The sequence below is a fragment of the Paenarthrobacter sp. AT5 genome, assembly GCF_032764245.1.
In the GTDB taxonomy this organism is placed as follows: Bacteria; Actinomycetota; Actinomycetes; order Actinomycetales; family Micrococcaceae; genus Arthrobacter; species Arthrobacter ureafaciens.
In genome coordinates, this window is record NZ_CP136441.1 from 3,032,040 (window position 1) to 3,051,033 (window position 18,994).

20 protein-coding genes are annotated in these 18,994 nt (G+C 62.2%); 4 read left to right on the forward strand and 16 right to left on the reverse strand.

Going from position 1 to position 18,994, the window contains the following annotated elements; all coding sequences use genetic code 11:
* Positions 1–198: 198 nt before the first annotated feature.
* A complete protein-coding gene (locus RI444_RS13960) occupies positions 199–1,491 on the forward strand; it encodes an AI-2E family transporter (RefSeq protein ID WP_021470984.1) in 1,293 nt (430 codons plus the stop codon).
* Between the two features lie 31 nt (positions 1,492–1,522).
* Here RI444_RS13960 and RI444_RS13965 read toward each other — a convergent pair whose 3' ends face one another.
* Entirely contained in the window at positions 1,523–2,317 is a 795-nt protein-coding gene (locus RI444_RS13965; protein ID WP_207604454.1) for an alpha/beta hydrolase, read from the reverse strand.
* Positions 2,318–2,336: 19 nt separating this feature from the next.
* On the reverse strand, positions 2,337–2,669 hold the full coding sequence (locus RI444_RS13970) for a hypothetical protein (RefSeq protein ID WP_021470986.1): 333 nt from the start codon (positions 2,667–2,669) through the stop codon (positions 2,337–2,339).
* Between the two features lie 48 nt (positions 2,670–2,717).
* Between RI444_RS13970 and nucS the strand changes: the two genes are divergently transcribed.
* From nucS to RI444_RS13985, 3 genes are all read left to right on the forward strand, one after another.
* Positions 2,718–3,413 carry an endonuclease NucS gene (gene nucS / locus RI444_RS13975; RefSeq protein WP_031216065.1) on the forward strand — a complete coding sequence of 232 codons (696 nt, stop codon included), beginning with the start codon at positions 2,718–2,720 and terminating at the stop codon, positions 3,411–3,413.
* Between the two features lie 45 nt (positions 3,414–3,458).
* Positions 3,459–4,703: an N-acetylglucosamine-6-phosphate deacetylase gene (locus tag RI444_RS13980; RefSeq protein ID WP_207604453.1), complete on the forward strand. Its 1,245-nt coding sequence runs from the start codon at positions 3,459–3,461 to the stop codon at positions 4,701–4,703.
* 274 nt (positions 4,704–4,977) lie between these two features.
* Positions 4,978–5,181 (forward strand): cold-shock protein, encoded by a 204-nt coding sequence (locus RI444_RS13985; RefSeq protein WP_017199737.1) that lies wholly within the window; start codon positions 4,978–4,980, stop codon positions 5,179–5,181.
* A 192-nt stretch (positions 5,182–5,373) separates the two neighbouring features.
* On the opposite strand, the gene RI444_RS13990 is transcribed toward RI444_RS13985, so the two are convergent.
* The 14 genes from RI444_RS13990 to RI444_RS14055 all read right to left on the reverse strand — a co-directional run bounded on the left by RI444_RS13990 (position 5,374) and on the right by RI444_RS14055 (position 18,769).
* Positions 5,374–7,890, reverse strand: coding sequence for a bifunctional lysylphosphatidylglycerol flippase/synthetase MprF (locus RI444_RS13990; RefSeq protein WP_207605883.1), 2,517 nt, complete (start codon positions 7,888–7,890; stop codon positions 5,374–5,376).
* Complete coding sequence (locus tag RI444_RS13995) at positions 7,872–9,170, reverse strand: alpha/beta hydrolase (protein WP_207604452.1); 1,299 nt, start codon at positions 9,168–9,170, stop codon at positions 7,872–7,874. The genes RI444_RS13990 and RI444_RS13995 overlap by 19 nt, the downstream gene beginning before the upstream one ends.
* A 4-nt stretch (positions 9,171–9,174) precedes the next feature.
* Positions 9,175–9,606 (reverse strand): DUF2550 domain-containing protein, encoded by a 432-nt coding sequence (locus tag RI444_RS14000; protein ID WP_021470991.1) that lies wholly within the window; start codon positions 9,604–9,606, stop codon positions 9,175–9,177.
* Positions 9,607–9,616: 10 nt separating this feature from the next.
* Positions 9,617–9,901 carry a F0F1 ATP synthase subunit epsilon gene (locus RI444_RS14005; protein WP_021470992.1) on the reverse strand — a complete coding sequence of 95 codons (285 nt, stop codon included), beginning with the start codon at positions 9,899–9,901 and terminating at the stop codon, positions 9,617–9,619.
* Position 9,902: 1 nt separating this feature from the next.
* Positions 9,903–11,354: a F0F1 ATP synthase subunit beta gene (gene atpD / locus RI444_RS14010; protein ID WP_021470993.1), complete on the reverse strand. Its 1,452-nt coding sequence runs from the start codon at positions 11,352–11,354 to the stop codon at positions 9,903–9,905.
* 82 nt (positions 11,355–11,436) lie between these two features.
* Positions 11,437–12,327, reverse strand: a complete 891-nt coding sequence (locus RI444_RS14015) for a F0F1 ATP synthase subunit gamma (protein ID WP_021470994.1) — start codon at positions 12,325–12,327, stop codon at positions 11,437–11,439.
* 76 nt (positions 12,328–12,403) lie between these two features.
* Positions 12,404–14,041 (reverse strand): F0F1 ATP synthase subunit alpha, encoded by a 1,638-nt coding sequence (gene atpA, locus RI444_RS14020; protein WP_021470995.1) that lies wholly within the window; start codon positions 14,039–14,041, stop codon positions 12,404–12,406.
* A gap of 83 nt (positions 14,042–14,124) precedes the next feature.
* Positions 14,125–14,952, reverse strand: coding sequence for a F0F1 ATP synthase subunit delta (locus RI444_RS14025; RefSeq protein ID WP_021470996.1), 828 nt, complete (start codon positions 14,950–14,952; stop codon positions 14,125–14,127).
* Positions 14,952–15,506 carry a F0F1 ATP synthase subunit B gene (locus RI444_RS14030; RefSeq protein WP_021470997.1) on the reverse strand — a complete coding sequence of 185 codons (555 nt, stop codon included), beginning with the start codon at positions 15,504–15,506 and terminating at the stop codon, positions 14,952–14,954. Before RI444_RS14030 ends, RI444_RS14025 begins: the two co-directional genes overlap by 1 nt.
* Positions 15,507–15,559: 53 nt before the next feature.
* Positions 15,560–15,763 carry an ATP synthase F0 subunit C gene (atpE, locus tag RI444_RS14035; RefSeq protein ID WP_009356484.1) on the reverse strand — a complete coding sequence of 68 codons (204 nt, stop codon included), beginning with the start codon at positions 15,761–15,763 and terminating at the stop codon, positions 15,560–15,562.
* Between the two features lie 78 nt (positions 15,764–15,841).
* Entirely contained in the window at positions 15,842–16,642 is an 801-nt protein-coding gene (atpB, locus tag RI444_RS14040; RefSeq protein ID WP_021470998.1) for a F0F1 ATP synthase subunit A, read from the reverse strand.
* An 81-nt stretch (positions 16,643–16,723) separates the two neighbouring features.
* Entirely contained in the window at positions 16,724–17,059 is a 336-nt protein-coding gene (locus RI444_RS14045; RefSeq protein ID WP_021470999.1) for a hypothetical protein, read from the reverse strand.
* Positions 17,046–17,537, reverse strand: a complete 492-nt coding sequence (locus tag RI444_RS14050; RefSeq protein ID WP_207604451.1) for a hypothetical protein — start codon at positions 17,535–17,537, stop codon at positions 17,046–17,048. The genes RI444_RS14045 and RI444_RS14050 overlap by 14 nt, the downstream gene beginning before the upstream one ends.
* A gap of 119 nt (positions 17,538–17,656) precedes the next feature.
* A complete protein-coding gene (locus tag RI444_RS14055; protein ID WP_062097168.1) occupies positions 17,657–18,769 on the reverse strand; it encodes an MraY family glycosyltransferase in 1,113 nt (370 codons plus the stop codon).
* Positions 18,770–18,994: the final 225 nt, after the last annotated feature.

Sequence of the window (18,994 nt, forward strand, 5' to 3'; positions counted from 1 at the left end):
GGGTAACCGTTTTGTTATCAAAGAGTCAGATCGGGCCTCGGGCCCGGACACACCCGAATCCCCGTAACGGCGCTGTCAAAGCGCAAATACAGGCTCCTGATAGTGTGGCGATCATCATGGTACCCGGGCTGCTTTTAGGCCCGGAAATGCCGCCGAGATGACATAACCGTCGTTACCGAGCAAAGGAACCCGACCCGCGTGAAAGACCACTTGGACCCCCGGCCCGTCGACGGATCCGGTACGCCCGGCGTGGACGCCCCCGCCGAGGGGACCTCCGTGACGGTCCCGGTGCGGACGGGACGCTGGGCGGCTTTGGGCCGTAGGCTGCGCCAGCCCATACCCGGCGCCCGGACGCGCGTCCGGTTCGAAATGCCGCCCGAGGACGAATCCGATGACTACGCGGAGCGCTTAAAGGGAGAGGACGAAGGCAACTTCGGGGCCCCCGGCCCCAGGATGTCCTCGCAGCATCCCCTGTACGTCGGGTTCATGGGTACTGCCGGCGTCGGGGTCGCATTGCTGGTGTACTACATCGCCAGCAATACGACGCAGTTGTTGTTGTGGATCGTCACCGCACTGTTCATAGCCCTGGGGCTCGACCCCGTGGTGCGCTGGCTCGAATCCCGCAAGATTCCCCGCCCTGCCGGAATCCTCATCTCGGTATCCGTGCTGGTCCTCGCCGTCGCCGGTTTCTTCGCCACCCTGATCCCCACCATAGTGGGCCAGGTATCGGAGATTGTGCGCCAGGCTCCCGACTGGATCCGCGATTTCCTCAACTCCGACTTCTTCCGGACGGTGGACAACCAGTTTGGCCTCCGGGAGAGGATCACCACGGAACTGGACAAGTTCGGCCAAAACTCCGAGGCAGTCGGCGGAATCTTCGGCGGCGTAGTGGGCTTCGGCTCGTCCGTGGCCAACGGCCTGTTCGGCACGCTGATCGTCCTGGTGCTCAGCCTCTACTTCCTGGCCGCGCTTCCCTCCATGAAGCGGTGGGCCTACCGCCTGGCTCCGCGTTCACGCCGGCCCCGGGTCGAAGCCCTGTCGGAGGCCATCACCGATTCCGTGGGCAACTACGTCATAGGCCAGGCCTGCGTCGCACTCCTGAATGCACTGTTCGCGTTCATCGTGATGACTATCCTGGGCATCCCCTTCAGCGTCCTGCTGGCCTTTGTGGTGGCGTTGCTGGCGTTCATTCCGCTGGTCGGCGGCATGATCGCCGCCGTCGTGGTCATCTTGGTGGCACTCACCGCCGGATGGCAGACGGCCGTGATTTACGCGATCGCCTACTTTGCCTACCTGCAGTTCGAGGCATACTTCATCTCCCCGCGCATCATGCAGCGGGCCGTAGCCGTGCCGGGGGCCGTTGCCGTGATCTCCGTCATCGCCGGCGGCAGCCTCCTGGGCGTCCTGGGCGCCCTGATCGCCATCCCGACAGCGGCGGCCATCATGCTGCTGATCAAGGAAGTGTTCATCGTCCGGCAAGACCGGCACTGACGGGCACTGTCGCGCTGAGCGCTGCCGGGCCCTAACCCTGCGCTACCGGCCCCACCCAGGTCCGCGGCAATCCGTCCGCGCCCGCACCCGCTTCCGTGACGTCGTCGACGATTTCATCCAGGACGCGCGCCGCGTACTTCTCTCCGACCCAGAGGTGCTTGGCGCCGTCGACTCCCACCAGCCGCGCTTGCGGCACCAGGCTGAAGCGCCGGGCGGCCTCGGCAGGCTGGAGGTAATCGTCATGCTCCGGGACAAGCACCGTCAGCGGTTTGCCGGCTGCAGCCCACTCCTTCAGATGCACATCGGTGGCACGGTGCAGGGGCGGCGACAACAGGATTGCCCCTTCCACCTGTGAGGCAACCGGCTCCACGGCCCCGTACATCAGCGCCAGCTCGGTTCCGAAGGACCACCCCACCAACCAGCGGTTCGGCAGCCCGCGCTCCACGGCGAAGCGGACCGCGGCTTCGACGTCGTAGCGCTCCCCGATCCCCTCTTCGAACCCGCCGTCGCTGGTACCCCGCGGGGAACTGGTGCCGCGCGTGTTGAACCGCAGGACCGCCACCCCGGAGAGCGCCGGCAAGCGGTAGGAGGCTTTGCGGTACACGTGGGAGTCCATGAATCCGCCATGGGTGGGCAGCGGGTGGAGGGTTATGAGCGTGGCCGCAATCTCCCCGGACTCCGGCAGCGCCAACTCCCCAACCAAGACTTTTCCGTCCTCTGTGGTGAACTCCACATTCTCCCGACGGGCGGGAAGCACAGTGGAAGCACGGATTTCCGATGGAGCATCCTGGGGCGTGAAGACGAAGCTGGCGGGATCGAAAGTCATGGCATCCAGCCTAAGGGAATCAGCGGTAGCGGTAGGTCCGGGTAGTCCAGCAATTGGTGTGCCAATGCCTCCGCTCGGCCAGGCCCGCAGCTTCACCGAACAGGTGGCTGTCCGACCACACCACCAGGTGCGCGATGCCGGGCATGATGGCGGTGGAGCAACCCGGGCAGATGTATTGTTTCTCCGCTTTCCGGGCGGTCATCGTCCGGACCATCCAGTCGCCGTCGGGTGCGCTTTCCCGCCTCGCGATACCTGCCCGGGCCCTTTCAAGGTCCAGATCAGGAGGCTCGCCGGCCCATTTGCTGGAACGCATGCCGGACGCGTTGCGACGGGGCCTGTTGGAGCGGGGCATGCATCCATTCTGCCCTGCCGCTGGCACCCAAGCGGTAATGTGGGGCGGGTGCGACTTGTCATAGCCCGTTGTTCTGTTGATTATGTTGGCCGCCTTAAGGCCCATCTGCCGCTGGCCACAAGGCTCCTGCTGGTGAAGGCTGACGGCTCCGTCCTGGTGCATTCCGATGGCGGCTCCTACAAGCCCTTGAACTGGATGAGCCCGCCGGCCACCCTCCGGGTTATCTCCCCGGAAGAGACCGAGGTGGAGGAAGGCGTGGTGGAGCAGTGGACGGTCCAGTCCGCTAAAACCGATGACCGCCTCATCATCAACATCCATGAACACCTCCATGACACCTCCCACGAACTGGGAGTGGACCCGGGCCTCATCAAGGACGGCGTCGAAGCCGACCTCCAGCGCCTGCTCGCCGAGCAGATCGAGACGTTGGGACCGGGCTATTCATTGATACGGCGGGAGTACTTCACGGCAATCGGGCCTGTAGACATCCTTGCCAGGGACGCCAACGGAGGCACGGTAGCCATCGAGTTGAAGCGCCGCGGCGATATTGACGGCGTGGAACAGTTGACCCGTTACCTGGAACTGCTCAACCGCGATCCGCTTCTTGCTCCCGTACGGGGCATCTTTGCCGCCCAGCAGATCAAGCCCCAAGCCAAGGTCCTGGCCAACGACCGCGGCATTGATTGCGTCACCCTGGATTATGACGCCATGCGCGGCGTGGATGACAGTGAGTCCCGGCTCTTCTGACGCCCCTTCCCGGGTGCTGTGCCGCAGGCCACTAGAATCGAAAGCATGACTGCCGCAGAGCACACTGCCCCTCCCGCGCCCAGCCTCCAGATTCTCGCGGGAACTTTGGTCACGGACGGCTCCGTCATCGAGGACGGCCTCCTGGCCATCGACGGCGACCGCATCGCTTACGCCGGACCCGCCGCCGACTTCGACGCCGAGGATTTCCCCGGCTTCGCCACCGCGATCCGGCACGGAGTGCCAACCGGCCACCTGATCCTTCCAGGCCTGGTGGATGTCCATTGCCATGGCGGAGACGGCGGGGACTTTCCCAAGGGCGAGGAAGAGTCCGCCCGGAAGGCAGCCGCTTTCCTCCACCGTTCGGGAACCACCACGTTCCTGGCCAGCATGGTCACCGCTCCGCGGGAGGATCTGCTGCGCGGCATAGAGCTTTACGTGAAGCTTGCGGACGAAGGTCTTGTTGGCGGCATCCACCTCGAAGGACCCTTCCTGTCGCATGCCAGGTGCGGCGCACAGAACCCGGACTACCTGCTGGATCCGGACCTGGACCTGATGGAGGAACTGGTGTTCGCTGCCGCCGGCAAGCTCGCCACCATGACCTACGCGCCGGAACTCCCCGACGCTGCTGCCTTGGTTGACCTGATGACTTCCCACGGGGTGACCCCATCCCTGGGTCACACCGACTGCGACTACGCCGTTGCGGCCGCTTCCCTCGCCGCGGCCAAGGAAGGCCTGGAGTCGGCAGGGTTCGACGGCGTCAGCTCGCTGCCCACCGTCACCCACCTTTTCAACGGCATGCCTCCGATGCACCACCGCGCGCCGGGTCCTGTGGCCGCCTGCCTGCGGATGGCGCAGGAAGGCAAAGCGGTGGTGGAACTCATTGCCGACGACACCCACCTTGATCCCGCCATGGTGGCCACGGTCTTCCAGTTGATCGGCGCTCCGAACATCCTCCTGGTCACCGACTCCATGGCCGCTGCGGGGCTGGCGGACGGCAACTACATGCTGGGACCGTCCCCGGTGACCGTCACCAACGGCGTTGCCACGCTGGATGCCACCGGGTCCATCGCCGGCGGAACCTCTACCCTGCTGGGTGTAGTGCGAAGGACTGTCGCCGCCGGGGTCGGCTTGCCCGAGGCCGTGTGTTCAGCCACCTCGGTACCTGCCGCCGTCCTGGGCCTTTCCGACGAGATCGGGGGTCTCCGGCGGGGGCTCCGTGCCGACGTTGTGACGACAGACCAGGAACTGGGCCTGACCGGCGTGATGCGTAATGGTGAATGGTTGTCGTGACGCCAAACGGTGCCCCGCGAATTAGGGTGTCGCGTTACCTCCTTTTTACCGAAAATTTTCGCCAAATTGCCTAAAAGACCGTTGACCTCCGGCAGCGCTCATGAAAGTGTTGTAGCAGTCTTTGTGTAGGTGGTTTTCATGCTCGCAAGACGGGTTGCGAGCGTGAAGCTCCTGCAAATCCAACTGTGCCCCAGTCGGTTTGCGGATCTTCTCGCGGAGTAACAAAGCCGGTACGAGGTGTATCGGACTGAAGTTCCATAATGAGGAGAAATACATGGCACTGGGAACCGTTAAGTGGTTCAACGCTGAAAAGGGCTTCGGCTTCATTACCCCGGATGACGCGGATGGCGACGTTTTCGTTCACTACTCCGAGATCCAGACCGGTGGTTTCAAGACCCTCGATGAGAACCAGCGCGTTCAGTTCGAGATCGGCCAGGGCGCCAAGGGCCCGCAGGCAACCGGCGTTACCGTTGTCTAATTAGCCACCGAAATCTGCCGGGGCCCGTTTTAGGACAGGCCGAACGCAGTTTCACACCAGATTGGCCCCGGTTTCGTACCGGGGCCAAGCTGTTTTAAGACAGCACCTTTAATGCCGGATATGTCCGATCTCAACAAACCTGGTCACAAACTGCGTGGAATAGCTTGCGCACCGGGAATGGGTGTTGACAATTTAACCAACCAAAGTACGCAACAGCCTTGCAGTGTGCCGCACTGATAAACCCGGAAGGTAAGCGCGGCTTAGTGCCCTTCCCATGGCCGGGAGGTGCAACGGGTCCTGGTAATACATGTAGAGCGTGCGATAGTCGGGCTGGAAGCGTGATTTGAAGGAAGCCAGGGAACGGAAGCCATAAACCGGTTCCAAAGCCTGTCCGACCAAGTCCAGGATTCCGGCCAGCCCTTCCGGCCGCTGGTCCATCTCTTCCTTCTCTCTTGCCAGTGGAGAACCTGACAGCGAAATAACCTCCACGGAATCCCTGAGATGCAGCACGGCCGAGGCGATAAGGAATTCCATGACTCCCGGGAAGGCATCGCCACGGCGCCTCATGAAGTCCAGGGTCCAGCTCACCACCTTTCCGTCGTCGTACACGGGCAGCCAGCTGGTGACTCCGTACACCAGGCCGTTTTCATCCACGGCCACGCAACACAGGACCTCGGGGTCGTCCAGCTCGTCAAGGCTGCCCAGCGTGAAGCCCATTTCAGGCACCCGCTTCTGTGCAGCCCACTCTTCGGAGACTTCGCCGACCTGCGCCCGCAGCCCGTGCGGCAGGGTCGGGTAGCTGCCCCATACCGCAGTAATTCCCATCTTGGCCGCCCTGTTGAGGGCCGTGCGCACGTTCTGCCATTCCTTGCCGCGGAACTCCAGGCCCCGGATCCTCAGCCTTGTCTCCTGGGCTACCGCCACACGCCGGAAACCCCTGGTCCGCAGCACAGGCCACAACTCCTCCGTGCACGAGTAGAGGCAAGGGACCAACGCGTGCTGCGCGCAATAATCCAGGAAACCGAGGGCTGTATCCCTGTGGTGCTCCGACCGTCCGATGGGCCCAGCCAGGGTCAAAGCCACATTGCCGTGTTGCTGGAAGGTCACAGCCCCATGGCCGTCGTCAGTAAACCAGTACTTCCTGGGCTCCCACAGGGTCATCCATGACAGGGAGTCGCCGCCTGCTTTCACCAGTTTCCTGGCGCGTTCCCGGGACTCCCGGTCCAGGCCACCGGCGTGGTGTCCCCGGACCAGCAAAACCCACACGCCCAGCAAAGCCACCAGCCAAAAGACTGTTCCGGAGTACGAGAACAGGAAAGCTTCCAGGGCATCGCGCTCGGCAAAAACCCTCCGGTAGACCCCGGGCAGCGGAACCGGCAGGTACTGACGTGCGAGCTCGGCACCCAGACCCAGCAGGCCGCCGTCGCGCGTCATCCCGCCGGATGCGAACCATACCGCGACGTAGAGAAGCACAAGTACCCCTCCGGTGACGCCCACCACCCAGAAGATCCTGCGGCGGAGCCGCACGGAAGAGTCCACGCGGAAGTGGCCACGGTAGGCAAAGAGGAGGACAGCGAGGATCAACGGCACCAACACCAGCGGGACGATGTGCGCCACCGCTGACCCCAGCAGCCCGGTCCGGGGACGGGCGATGTTAAAGGGCATGCTCGCAAACAGTGCGAGGTAGACCGTGGACAGCGCCACCACCACCACTTGGACGCCTATGGCTATGCCCAGGGCCAGCCGACGTCCCCTGCGCATGCCGTCGGCACAGATGAGCAGCAAGGCCATGGGAACCACCGCCAAAGCCAATCCAAAAGGCCCCGTGTACCCCTGCCGGGCCAGTTCAAGGCAGGCAACATCGATGCTCCCTCCACAATTGGTCTCCAATTGGCTCAGCGTGGGCAAAGGGTTGAGGATAACGTCCCGCAGCAACGCCAGCGGACCGGACGGACCCTTCGCTACCGTCGTCAGAAGGGGTCCGACAGCGAAGATGGCAGTGGTCAACGAGAGCAGGGTCCTGACCTCGCGTGCGGTGGAACGGTGCAAATGGAGGCTGCCCTCATTGCTTTGGGCCCACCAGGCACCCACCAGGCCCACCAACGCGCCCAGGAACCCCACCACAGTTTCCGGATGCCCCACGTACAGGACCAACAGCAACGTCAAGGACAAAGCAACGGTGCGAAAACGGCGCTGCCAGAGCGCCGTGAGCTTGGCACTCGCGGCGAGGCCGGTGGCCAGGACCGCCCCGTACGGACCAATGAGCCGATGATCCACCATTGCCGAGAGCCAACCGTCGTTGACGTACTGTGCCACCTGGGTCACCAGCAGGAAGGCCGTGACACACGCGAACTGGCATCCCAAAAACAGGCCCGCGGTCCGCAGGGAGCCTAGATGGCGTTCCGAGAAGCCGAGAAAAATCAACACCATGAGCACCGCCACGATGAACGCGGGAACGTTCGTCGTGAACAGCAGGGAGGTCCAGATGGACCACCACTCCCCCGCTTTCAAACCCTCCAGGGTGACTCCGGCTATCGGCAGCAAAGACTCCGGCGGCCCGGAAAGTATACTCCCCGACAACGCGGCGACCGTGAGGAAGACAGCCACGACGAACAAGGTAAACGGTGTGGACTGCACATGCCTCACCGCTTGACGGATCACCGGTTGAAGGACACCCTGGACTGCCAGGCTCACGGGGTGAGACCCCAGCGGCCGGCAAGGAAATCGAGCGCACCTGGCATCCCGCGGACAACACTGTCCCAGGAATGCCCGGCGTGTTCAATGGAGTGGTCCTCCACGTCGAAGCCCGCGGAACGGGCAGCCTCCGCAAGCACCTGCATGTAGCCGAGGAATTCGTTGTCAGTGGCACCGGCGGTGAGGTACATACCGCTGCCTTCGTACTGTCGCTCCTGCATGAGTACCAAAGGCGTCCGGGATTCGAAAGCTGCGGCGTCGCCGTCGAACGAGTCAGCGATCGTCTTGTTTCGGTCCTTGGCAAGGGCCGGTTCCTGCTCGGCTGAAAAACCGAGCACGGAGGTGAAGAGTTCCGGATGGGCTGTACCCATTTGGACGGCGCAGGTTCCGCCGAAGGAGAAGCCTCCCACAGCCCACTGCCCGGGAGCCGTGGAGACATCCAAGGTTTTACTGATCCATGCAGGGACATCCTTGGAAAGGTAGGTATCGGCTTGGGCAATACGGCTGTCCATGCACATGGTGTTGGCATTGCCGGAGCCGTTGGGATCAACAACTATGGTCACCGGCGCGATACCGCCGTGATGCTCCGCAAACCTGTCCAGTTGCGCACGTAGCTGACCGCCCGTCAGCCAATCCGAGGGACCACCCGGCTGGCCGGAAAACAGGACCAGTACAGGAAGGCTTGGACGGGGTGGCGCCAGGTAGGCAGGCGGTAGATAGATATAGGCCTCGCGCGCGTTGAAGCCTGACTCGGTGCCCGGAATGCTCGCGCGACGAAGTATGCCGCCCTCCGGCATGCCGTCGGGGGCCTTCCACGAGGTGACGGACGGACCCGGTGCGCTGGCGGGCGCTCGTTGCAGTCTGGCTTCCAGCGGCTGGATCCGGGCGACAGCCGTGCCCAAAAGGTCGGCCACCGTGTTGTTGAGTCCGAAGTATTGATTCACTTGGACCGCGCTCAGGAGAATCACGCCCAAGGCAGCCAGGACACTTCCCGCGCGTCCTTTCCACGAAGAATGCCGAAGCCGTACTGCACACAGCAAGACGGCCGCCACTCCGGGCGCGGACCACGCCAGCACCTCAAAGGGAAGATTTTCGGAGAAGGTGGCCAGGAGGTCGACAAGAACCCAGTGCACCAGGGCCAGGATAACGACAGCCAGGACAGCTGCTCCGAGCACGACGACGGGCCACGTACGTTGCCGGCGCCACAGGAGGACTATTCCACCGGCAAGGCCGCACAACCATGCAAACCAGAAGAACGGACCATCCACGAGGCGGAGGTCGGACAGGAAGTCCATGCTTCTATCGCCAGGTGCCGACGCCGATGACCGGACCGGCCTCCAGCCAGGAAGAAAGCCCCGCGTAGGCTTCGAACTTCATGGCCAGCAGGAACTTCTTGCCCTCGTACTGAAGCTCGACCACCACCACATCGGGTTGTACTTGGACAAGCTCTTCTTCAGTGGGCTTGCGCCTGCCAAGAAGCTCAAGCGAGCTGCGCTTGAAACGGTACTTAGGTACCACGCTGAGGGACATTAAACGGAACCACTCGAGTTCCATGTCCTGATAACGACAAACCCCCATCTGCCAGCTGTTTCCAGCAATGCAAATGGAGGCGTCGACCGTGCCCAGGGCGCGCCGCAGATTGAAGCGGCGCACCCCGAAAAGGCACAGTGAAAAAACAAGCAACGCAAACGCCGCTGCCAAGGCGATGAACGGAATAAGGGAATCGTCCATCAAGGTCTAGCTATCGGATCCCCGCTGTAGCCGCTTCGCCCAAGTTGGCGTTGTCAGCAACAATGACCACACGATCGTTGTCGACGGAGAAGAACCCGCCATCGACCACTACCGCAATCCGGTCACCGGAAACCGGCTGGATTGCCAACTCGCCCTCAGCCAAAATGGCCAGAAGGGGCGAGTGGCCCGGCAGGATTCCGATTTCACCATCGCTGGTGCGGGCCTTCACCATCTTGGCCGCGCCGGACCACACGAAGTGGTCCTCCGCGACAATCTCAACCTCAAGCTCAGCCATATTACTTGGTCTGTTCCTGGATCTTGGCCCAGTTGCGCTCGACGTCATCCAGGCCGCCGACGTTGAAGAACGCCTGCTCTGCGATGTGGTCCAGCTCGCCGTCGCAGATGGCGGTGAAGCCTTCGACCGTGTCCTTGATGGAAACGGTGGAGCCCTCGACGCCGGTGAACTGCTTGGCGGTGTAGGTGTTCTGGGAGAGGAACTGCTGGATACGGCGTGCACGCGACACGACGATCTTGTCCTCTTCGGACAGTTCGTCAACACCGAGGATGGCGATGATGTCCTGGAGTTCCTTGTTTTTCTGCAGGATCTGCTTAACACGAACAGCCGTGTTGTAGTGGTCCTTGCCGATGTACTGCGGGTCCAGAATACGGGACGTGGACGTCAGCGGATCAACAGCCGGGTACAGGCCACGGGATGCGATTTCACGGGAAAGTTCCGTGGTGGCATCCAAGTGGGCGAACGTGGTTGCCGGAGCCGGGTCCGTGTAGTCGTCAGCGGGCACGTAAATTGCCTGCATGGACGTGATCGAGTGGCCCTTGGTGGACGTAATGCGCTCCTGGAGCAGACCCATCTCGTCAGCAAGGTTGGGCTGGTAGCCCACGGCGGACGGCATACGGCCGAGCAGCGTGGAAACTTCCGAACCTGCCTGCGTGAAGCGGAAGATGTTGTCGATGAAGAGCAGCACGTCCTGGTTCTGGACATCGCGGAAGTACTCCGCCATCGTGAGCGCAGACAGTGCGACCCTCAAGCGCGTTCCCGGCGGCTCATCCATCTGGCCGAAGACAAGGGCGGTGTCCTTGAGGACGCCTGCCTCTTCCATTTCAACCCAGAGGTCGTTTCCTTCACGCGTACGCTCGCCAACACCGGCGAATACCGAGGTACCACCGAAGTTACGGGCAACACGGGTGATCATTTCCTGGATCAGAACGGTCTTGCCCACACCGGCGCCACCGAACAGACCAATCTTTCCACCCTTGATGTAGGGGGTCAGGAGGTCGATGACCTTGATGCCGGTTTCGAGCATCTCCGTGGAGCCCTCGAGCGAAGCGAAGCTCGGAGCCTTGCGGTGGATCGGCCAGTAGGCGTCCGCCTTGATTTCCGACTCGTCGACGTCAAGCGGCTTGCCGAGGACGTTGAAGATGTGGCCCTTGACTCCGTCGCCAACGGGCACGGAGATCGGAGCGCCGGTGTCCTGGACAGTGGTGCCGCGGACGAGGCCGTCGGTTGCCTGCAGGGAGATGGCGCGGACGAGGTTGTCACCCAGGTGCTGGGAGGTCTCGAACGTGATGGTCTTGGTCTGGCCGTTGAGGGTAACCTCGGTGGTCAGCGCGTTGTAGATCTCGGGGATTGCGTCAGCCGGGAATTCGACGTCGACAACCGGACCAATAACACGGGCAATACGACCGGTTGCACCGGCCGTTGCTACGTGTTCGGTAGCAGTGGCAGTCATCTCTCTCACTTCACTCAGTAGATGGCGTGGGTTAAGTTTATCTGTTTGGTGCAGGTGCGGCTTCGGGCCGGATCCCTACCGGCTAGGACGCGAGGGCGTCTGCGCCGGCCACGATCTCGGAAAGCTCCTGCGTGATTTCGGCCTGACGGGCCGTGTTGCGAAGGCGCGTGTACTTCTTGATCAGTTCCGTTGCGTTGTCACCGGCCGACTTCATGGCGCGCTGGCGGGCTGCTAGCTCGGAAGCTGCGGCCTGCAGCATGGCTGCGAAGATGCGGGATTCGATGTAACGCGGAAGCAGGGCATCAAGGACCTGCTCGGTTTCCGGTTCAAATTCGTACAGCGGCAGCAGCTCGGACTCCGAGGCTGCTTCCTCTTCCACGACCTCGAGCGGGAGCAGACGGATGACCGTCGGTTCCTGCGTCACCATGGACTTGAAGCGGGTGTAGACGACGTGGATCTCGTCCACGCCTCCCTCTTCATACGCGGTGGCGAAGTCTTCGAGGAGGGCAGCACCGATTTCACGGGCGGTCCCGAATTCCGGCGCATCCGTGCCGCCGGTCCAGACGCGGGCGTATTCACGGTTGCGGAATTCGAAGTAAGCCTGCGCCTTGCGGCCGACCAGGTAAGACTTGATTTCCTTGCCTTCTTCGCGAAGCAGCTCGGTGAGGCCTTCGGCCTGCTTGAGCACGCTGGCGGAGTAGGATCCTGCAAGGCCACGGTCCGAGGTGATAACCAGGACTGCGGCCCGACGGATCTGCTCCGGCTCGGTGGTCAGCGGGTGGTCGATTTCGCTCTGAGTCGCGACAGCAGAAACGGCGCGGGTGATGGCGTTCGCGTACGGCAGTGAAGCTGCTACGCGGGCACGGGCCTTGCCAATGCGCGAGGTAGCGATCAGTTCCATCGCCTTGAAGATCTTGCGCATCGACGTCGTCGAGCTGATCTTCTGACGGTAGACCCGGATCTGGGCTCCCATACTTATCCTTTCCTAAGTTCCCGACGTACTGCCCTGCCGGGGCCCTTGCGGACCCCGGCAGAGCAGGTCATCGAAACTAGCGCTTCTGCTTGACGATCTTTTCCTGGTCGACGTCGCCGCCCGAGATCGCTTCGTACTCTTCGTGGCCGGCACCAACCAGACGGTTGTCGCCTTCACCGAAGAAGCCCTTCTTGAAGGAAACGATGGCTTCCTTCAGCGCTGCGGTGGTGTCGTCATCCAGGACGTTGGTCTGGGCCAGCGTGGTCAGGATGGAGGACTGGTGCCTCAGGTGCTCCAGGAACTCGGCTTCGAAGCGGCTGATGTCCTCAACCGGAACGTCGTCCAGGTAACCGTTGGTACCGGCCCAGATGGAGACAACCTGGTCCTCGACCGGGAACGGCGAGTACTGGCCCTGCTTGAGGAGCTCCATCAGACGTGCGCCACGGGTCAGCTGCTGACGGGAAGCAGCGTCAAGGTCCGAGGCGAACATGGCGAATGCCTGCATGTCGCGGTACTGCGCCAGGTCCAGCTTCAAGGTACCGGAGACCTTCTTCATGGACTTGACCTGTGCCGAACCACCCACGCGGGAGACGGACACACCAACGTCAACAGCGGGACGCTGGTTGGCGTTGAAGAGGTCCGACTGGAGGAAGATCTGGCCATCGGTGATGGAGATCACGTTGGTCGGGATGTAGGCGGAAACGTCATTCGCCTTGGTCTCGACGATCGGAAGACCGGTCATGGAGCCTGCGCCCAACTCGTCGGAGAGCTTTGCACAACGCTCCAGCAGACGGGAGTGCAAGTAGAAGACGTCACCCGGGTATGCTTCACGTCCCGGCGGACGGCGCAGCAAGAGGGACACGGCGCGGTAAGCTTCGGCCTGCTTGGACAGGTCATCGAAGATCACCAGGACGTGCTTGCCGCCGTACATCCAGTGCTGGCCAATGGCCGAACCTGCGTACGGTGCCAGGTACTTGAAGCCGGCCGGGTCAGATGCCGGGGAAGCCACGATGGTGGTGTACTCCAGTGCACCGTGGTCTTCGAGCGTCTGACGGACGGCAGCGATGGTGGAAGCCTTCTGGCCGACACCGACGTAAACGCAGCGAACCTGCTTGTTGACATCGCCGGAAGCCCAGTTGGCCTTCTGGTTGATGATGGTGTCAACGGCGATTGCGGTCTTGCCGGTCTGGCGGTCACCAATGATCAGCTGACGCTGGCCACGGCCGATCGGGATCATGGCGTCGATAGCCTTGAGGCCGGTCTGCATCGGTTCGTGAACCGACTTGCGCTCGGTTACGCCCGGAGCCTGGAGCTCCAGGGCGCGGGTGGCTTCGGCCTTGATCTCGCCGAGGTCGTCAATGGGCTGGCCCAGGGGGTCAACCACACGGCCCAGGAAGGCGTCGCCAACGGGCACGGACAGGATCTCACCGGTGCGGTGAACTTCCTGGCCTTCTTCAATTCCGGTGAAGTCACCGAGTACGATCACACCGATTTCGCGGACGTCGAGGTTCTGGGCGAGGCCCAGGGTGCCGTCTTCGAAGCGAAGCAGCTCGTTCGCCATGACCGAGGGAAGACCCTCAACACGGGCGATGCCGTCACTGGCGGTGGTCACGCGACCAACCTCTACGCGCTCTGCGTTACCGGGTTCGTAGGACGCCGCGAACTCGTTCAACGCATTACGGACGTCGTCGGCGTTGATGGTCAATTCGGCCATCTGCAGTCCCTGCTCTCCTGTTTTCGTGATCATCGTTGCTCACGATGACCGGGTTTTATATCAGTTAGTTGTGCTTTGCCTGGTTAGCCGGCGAGCTGGCGGCGGAGTTCGGTCAGGCGGGCGATAACGGAAGCGTCCAGCACTTCGTCTCCCACCTGTACCCGGATTCCGCCGATCAGCGATGGTTCAACGTTGACGTTGACCTTCAGTTCGCGGCCGTACAGCGCGTTCAGCCCGGCCTGCAGTCGGCTGGCCTGCGTTTCCGTCAACGGACGGGTAACGCTGACGGTTGCAATCCAGCGCTGCTGACGCTTGGCTGCAAGCTTCGCGAAGGATTCGACGAGCTTGCTCGGCTTAACACCGCGCGGCGCCGTAACGGCCTGGCCGATGAGGACCTTGGCCTCCTCGCTGATGCCTGGAAGCAGCTTCCCGACAAGTGCGAGCTTGGCTGCGTCCGTTGCCTGCGGCTCAGACAAGGCACGTTGTACTTCGTGGCTGGAAGCGACAACCTGGTTGAAGGCAAACAGATCGTTTTCCAGCTCTTCCAGCCCCGTGATTCCGGAGGCAGAAACGGCCGACTTCTTTTCAGCTACGGCAATGACGACCGTGGCGGCAAGCGTCTCGAGTGCATCGCCGATATCACGAGCAGATGCCCAGCGTGAGCTGGCCAGTCCGCCTGCGATCTCAGCAGCATCAGCGGAGACTTTTCCGCCAACCAGCTGCTTGACCAGCGCCGACTTCTCGTCTCCGCTGCGGGACGGATCAGTCAGGGCGCGGCGCAAGCCAGCCGAGCTGTCCACCGTTCCCAGGATTCCGAAGAGGTCCTTAGCCAACTGCAGCGAGGCCAGAGGAAGCTTGGCTTCCAAGTCCGCCAGCGCCGTGGTCAGCGATTCGCTCGATATACCTGCCATTAGCTAGCTGCACCTGCGTTCTGGGTCTCCAGATCAGCCAGGAAGCGGTCAACAACGCGCGCGGCACGCTCGTCATCCGTCAGTGCTTCACCAACAATGCGACCTGCCAGCGTGGTAGCCAATGTGCCGACCTCGGAGCGGAGGGACACAACAGCAGCTGCGCGCTCCGACTCGATGGCTGCGTGTGCCTGCTCGGTAATGCGTGCAGACTCGGCAGCTGCCTTTGCCTTCAGGTCCGCCAGGATCTGGGCACCTTCGGCGCGTGCTTCCTCGCGGATGCGGTTGGCCTCGGCACGGGCATCGGTGAGCTGCTGCTTGTACTCCTCAAGAGCTGCGGAAGCCTCGGCCTGGGCCTGCTCCGCCTTTGCGATGCCACCTTCGATCGCTTCGGCGCGCTCAGCGAACGTCTTCTCGAACATCGGGACAATGAACTTGACCACGATGAACAGAAGGACTGCGAAGCCGACGAGGACAACGCCCATTTCCCAGACGTTGGGAACGAGCGGGTTTGCCTCTTCGCCTTCAGTGGCGGCTGAGATGATCAGCTGATTCATATTTCACCCGTCCTATCTACTCGGTTGCGGAATTCGCTGTTCTGAAGTTGAAACTAGAGAACGAAAGCGAAGACGAGGCCGAGGATGGCAAGAGCTTCGGTCAGTGCCAGACCAAGGAATGCGATCGGCTGCAGCACGCGCTGAGCTTCCGGCTGACGAGCAACACCGTTGATGTAAGCCGCGAACACGAGACCCACACCGATACCACCGCCGATTGCGGACAGACCGTAACCTACGAGGTTGAGATTGCCTTCCATTTTTTTCCTTTCAAGATGCCACCCGTGTGGCAGGTTGTTTGGTTTACTTCAATCCCCATCAGGGGAAGACTGTGTGCCTTAGTGGCTGTCGGCGTGCAGGGCGCCTTCGATGTAGATCGCGGTCAGCAGGGTGAACACGTAAGCCTGCAGCGCCATGATCAGTGCTTCGAGCATGTACATGGCGATCGCGCCGACGAGCACCAGGACCGAGGTTCCCTTGAGCAGGATGTTCTCCTGCATGACGAGGAACTCGATGCCGGAGCCGGCGAGCATGACGATGAGGTGGCCGGCCAGCATGGTGGCAAACAGACGGAGGCTGTGCGTTACCGGGCGGACCAGGAAGTTGGAGATGATTTCGATCGGTACGACGATCGGGAGGATGTACCACGGCACGCCCGAAGGAACGGTCGCAAGCTTGAAGTACTTCAGGCCGTTCTTCTTGATGCCGATGATGATCCAGGTGAAGTACACGATGCCCGCGAGGACGTAGGCGCCGCCGACGTGGGAGAAGCTCGGGAGCTGGATGACGGGAATGGCGCCGTAGATGTTGTTCACCAGGATGAAGAAGAACAAGCTGAACAGCAGGGGCACGTACTTGATGAAGTCTTTGCCGCCGATGATGTCCTTGGCGATGCTGTTACGGACGAAGCCGTAGGCCATCTCGCCTGCGAACTGCAGCTTGCCGGGGACCAGCTGCTGCTTCCGCGCGGCGGCCACAAAGAAGGCGGCGATAATGACGACCGACAGGATCACCAGCAGCATTTGCTTGGAGAAGCCGTCCGCAGCACCCCAAGGCAGGATTGCCGGCAGGTGCATTTCTTCGATTCCGGGTGGGGTGAAGGACCCCGAATCCTGGGCTGGGAGCGCAAGCGCGATCAACGCGTTTCCTCTCTGCTGTGTCCATCATTGGGCATTGGGCGGAAAGCGGACACACTCAATGCATCCCCATTCCATGTGAAATTATTTGGCATTACTGTTCCCGTCCTTGGACGGACCGCGGTCTGCGCTACTCTCGCCAGCAGAAGTGCGTTGCTTGGTGAGGCCGTGCATATGGGAAAGATAGAACCCTCCTGCGGCTCCAAGCAGAGCGCCAAGGAGCACAATCCAGCGGGTCCCCCACAGATTATCCAGTCCCCAGCCTATCAAACTCCAGACAATGATCCCGCCAATGATGTAGCTGAAGACCGCGATGCCGGCGTTGTATCCGCCGTCGTTCGAGGCTTCCGCCGGGTCACCGGCGTCATGGGAAACGGATGAGGTGTTGTCCGGAGAGGGCTTGCGCTTACGCAGTGGCATCCGGGCCGCCCTTCGGTTCTGTGGGGTCGTTGAAAATCTGCAGGCGTGCCTTGCTGAATCCGTAGAGTTCTGCAGCCTGCCATGCCACTACGCCCACGACGGCCCCGATGAGGAACCAGCGGCCGATGATCCAGTCAGGCCTGCCGAGGGCAAAAAGCACCACGGCGAAGCCCACGACCTTGACGAAATACGTCGCAACAAAACGGCCAATGGCGCCGGAAGGATTTGCGCGGCCGACGAAGTGCCCTATCAGGAGGCTGATGGCGAAGAAGAGCATCACCAGCAAGGCACCGGCCGCCGTCGAAAGCGCGCCTTGCCCGCCGTCGATCATTGCTGCCACAACCAACGTCACGGCGGCAGCGATGCCGGAAGCCAGGGAGCTCAGCACCAGCAACCGAAGCCAAAGAGAGGAGATCCCACCAAAAATTCCATCGCCGCGGCGGCCGGACGCATGTCCGGATCGGGCGTTGGATGTCATGGGGAAACCAATCCTTGTGGCAGGGAGCCAGATTCTCAAAGCGGGGATACGGGCGAGTGACTGTCCGCACCAAGAATTCTACATGAGATAGAACTTCGGCCCTAACCGGACGTCATGGACTACTCCCCCGGCCGGGCCGTATGACGGGTAAAGTAGGGCCACGCGGTAATGGCCGCCATGACCAGGGCCGCAACGATGTCCACGATCAGGACGATCTGCCAAGGAAAGACGGCGAATGCCACGCCGCCGAAAGCAAGAATGCAGGTCCAGACGTAAAGCATCACGACGGCGGTGCGGTGCGAGTAGCCAAGGTCCACCAGCTTGTGGTGGAGGTGCCCGCGGTCGGCGGACCAGGGCGACTGGCCGCGGGCCGTCCTGCGCACCACGGCCATGCCGAAATCAAGCAGCGGCAATGACAGCACGGCGAACGGCAACAGGATCGGGATGATGGTCGGAATACCGTTGGCGCGGTCATAGAGGCCGGATTCGATCTGTCCGGTGGCCACGACGCCGGCAGAGGCCATCAGGAGCCCTATCAGCATCGCCCCGGAGTCGCCCATGAAGATCTTCGCCGGGAACCAGTTATGCGGCAGGAAGCCGATGCAGCTGCCCACCAGGATGGCCATCAGGAGCGTTGCCAGATCCGAGTTGTCGGTGGAGGGGTTGTTCCGGTGGACCCAGTACGCGGTGAGGAAGAAGGCGCCCCCGCCGATCGTCGCTACGCCGGCGGCAAGGCCGTCCAGTCCGTCGATGAAATTCACCGCGTTCATGGTGGTGACGATCAAGCCGGCCGTCAGGGCGATCTGGACGAGTTCGGACTGGATGAAGACCGGTTCCGGAATGAAGGGAACCACGGACATGCGGACGCCCCAGATGGCCACGATCAAAGCGGCCGCGGCCTGGCCCAGCAGCTTGATCCACCAGCGGATGTCCAGGATGTCATCGGCAACTCCGACCGCCACGATGACTACCGCGCCGGCCAGGATCCCCCACGGGGCATCGTTCTGCCGGAAAATGTCCTTGACGAAGAAGGAGTTACCGGCCACCACCAGGGCAGCGAAGAACCCCGCAAAAATCCCCAGGCCCCCCAGCTTGGAGATCAGCGCCGAGTGCATGTCCCTGCTGCGGATGGGCTGGTACAGGCGAAGCTTATTGCCCAGGACCCGCGCACCCCAGGTGCCCGCGTAGGCCACCACGGCAGCCGTGAGGGCCATCAGCAGGTACATAATCATGATGCGGCTCCGGAACGCAGCGTCATCGACGCCGGAAAATGGTGGGGTTCGGGGCAGCTCGGTGTGGGGATTGCTGTCTTTGGATAAATGGAACTACTCCGTCGCCATGCCTGCACCGGCTGTGCCGAATGTTGCTGGTTTTACGTGGACTCTAGTAGACGATACTAATGCCAACGGCTCCGGGCGTCGGCGTGACGCAGCCGGAACCTGGTGACTTTTCGGGGA

Excerpts from the sequence above, each read along its gene's own strand:
- RI444_RS13965 (WP_207604454.1), bottom strand. The coding sequence starts at position 2,317 with ATGACTTTCGATCCCGCCAGCTTCGTCTTCACGCCCCAGGATGCTCCA.
- RI444_RS13970 (WP_021470986.1), bottom strand. The coding sequence starts at position 2,669 with ATGCCCCGCTCCAACAGGCCCCGTCGCAACGCGTCCGGCATGCGTTCC.
- RI444_RS13980 (WP_207604453.1), top strand. The coding sequence starts at position 3,459 with ATGACTGCCGCAGAGCACACTGCCCCTCCCGCGCCCAGCCTCCAGATT.
- RI444_RS13985 (WP_017199737.1), top strand. The coding sequence starts at position 4,978 with ATGGCACTGGGAACCGTTAAGTGGTTCAACGCTGAAAAGGGCTTCGGC.
- RI444_RS13995 (WP_207604452.1), bottom strand. The coding sequence starts at position 9,170 with ATGGACTTCCTGTCCGACCTCCGCCTCGTGGATGGTCCGTTCTTCTGG.
- RI444_RS14000 (WP_021470991.1), bottom strand. The coding sequence starts at position 9,606 with ATGGACGATTCCCTTATTCCGTTCATCGCCTTGGCAGCGGCGTTTGCG.
- RI444_RS14005 (WP_021470992.1), bottom strand. The coding sequence starts at position 9,901 with ATGGCTGAGCTTGAGGTTGAGATTGTCGCGGAGGACCACTTCGTGTGG.
- atpD (WP_021470993.1), bottom strand. The coding sequence starts at position 11,354 with ATGACTGCCACTGCTACCGAACACGTAGCAACGGCCGGTGCAACCGGT.
- RI444_RS14015 (WP_021470994.1), bottom strand. The coding sequence starts at position 12,327 with ATGGGAGCCCAGATCCGGGTCTACCGTCAGAAGATCAGCTCGACGACG.
- atpA (WP_021470995.1), bottom strand. The coding sequence starts at position 14,041 with ATGGCCGAATTGACCATCAACGCCGACGACGTCCGTAATGCGTTGAAC.
- RI444_RS14025 (WP_021470996.1), bottom strand. The coding sequence starts at position 14,952 with ATGGCAGGTATATCGAGCGAATCGCTGACCACGGCGCTGGCGGACTTG.
- RI444_RS14030 (WP_021470997.1), bottom strand. The coding sequence starts at position 15,506 with ATGAATCAGCTGATCATCTCAGCCGCCACTGAAGGCGAAGAGGCAAAC.
- atpE (WP_009356484.1), bottom strand. The coding sequence starts at position 15,763 with ATGGAAGGCAATCTCAACCTCGTAGGTTACGGTCTGTCCGCAATCGGC.
- RI444_RS14045 (WP_021470999.1), bottom strand. The coding sequence starts at position 17,059 with ATGCCACTGCGTAAGCGCAAGCCCTCTCCGGACAACACCTCATCCGTT.
- RI444_RS14050 (WP_207604451.1), bottom strand. The coding sequence starts at position 17,537 with ATGACATCCAACGCCCGATCCGGACATGCGTCCGGCCGCCGCGGCGAT.
- RI444_RS14055 (WP_062097168.1), bottom strand. The coding sequence starts at position 18,769 with ATGATTATGTACCTGCTGATGGCCCTCACGGCTGCCGTGGTGGCCTAC.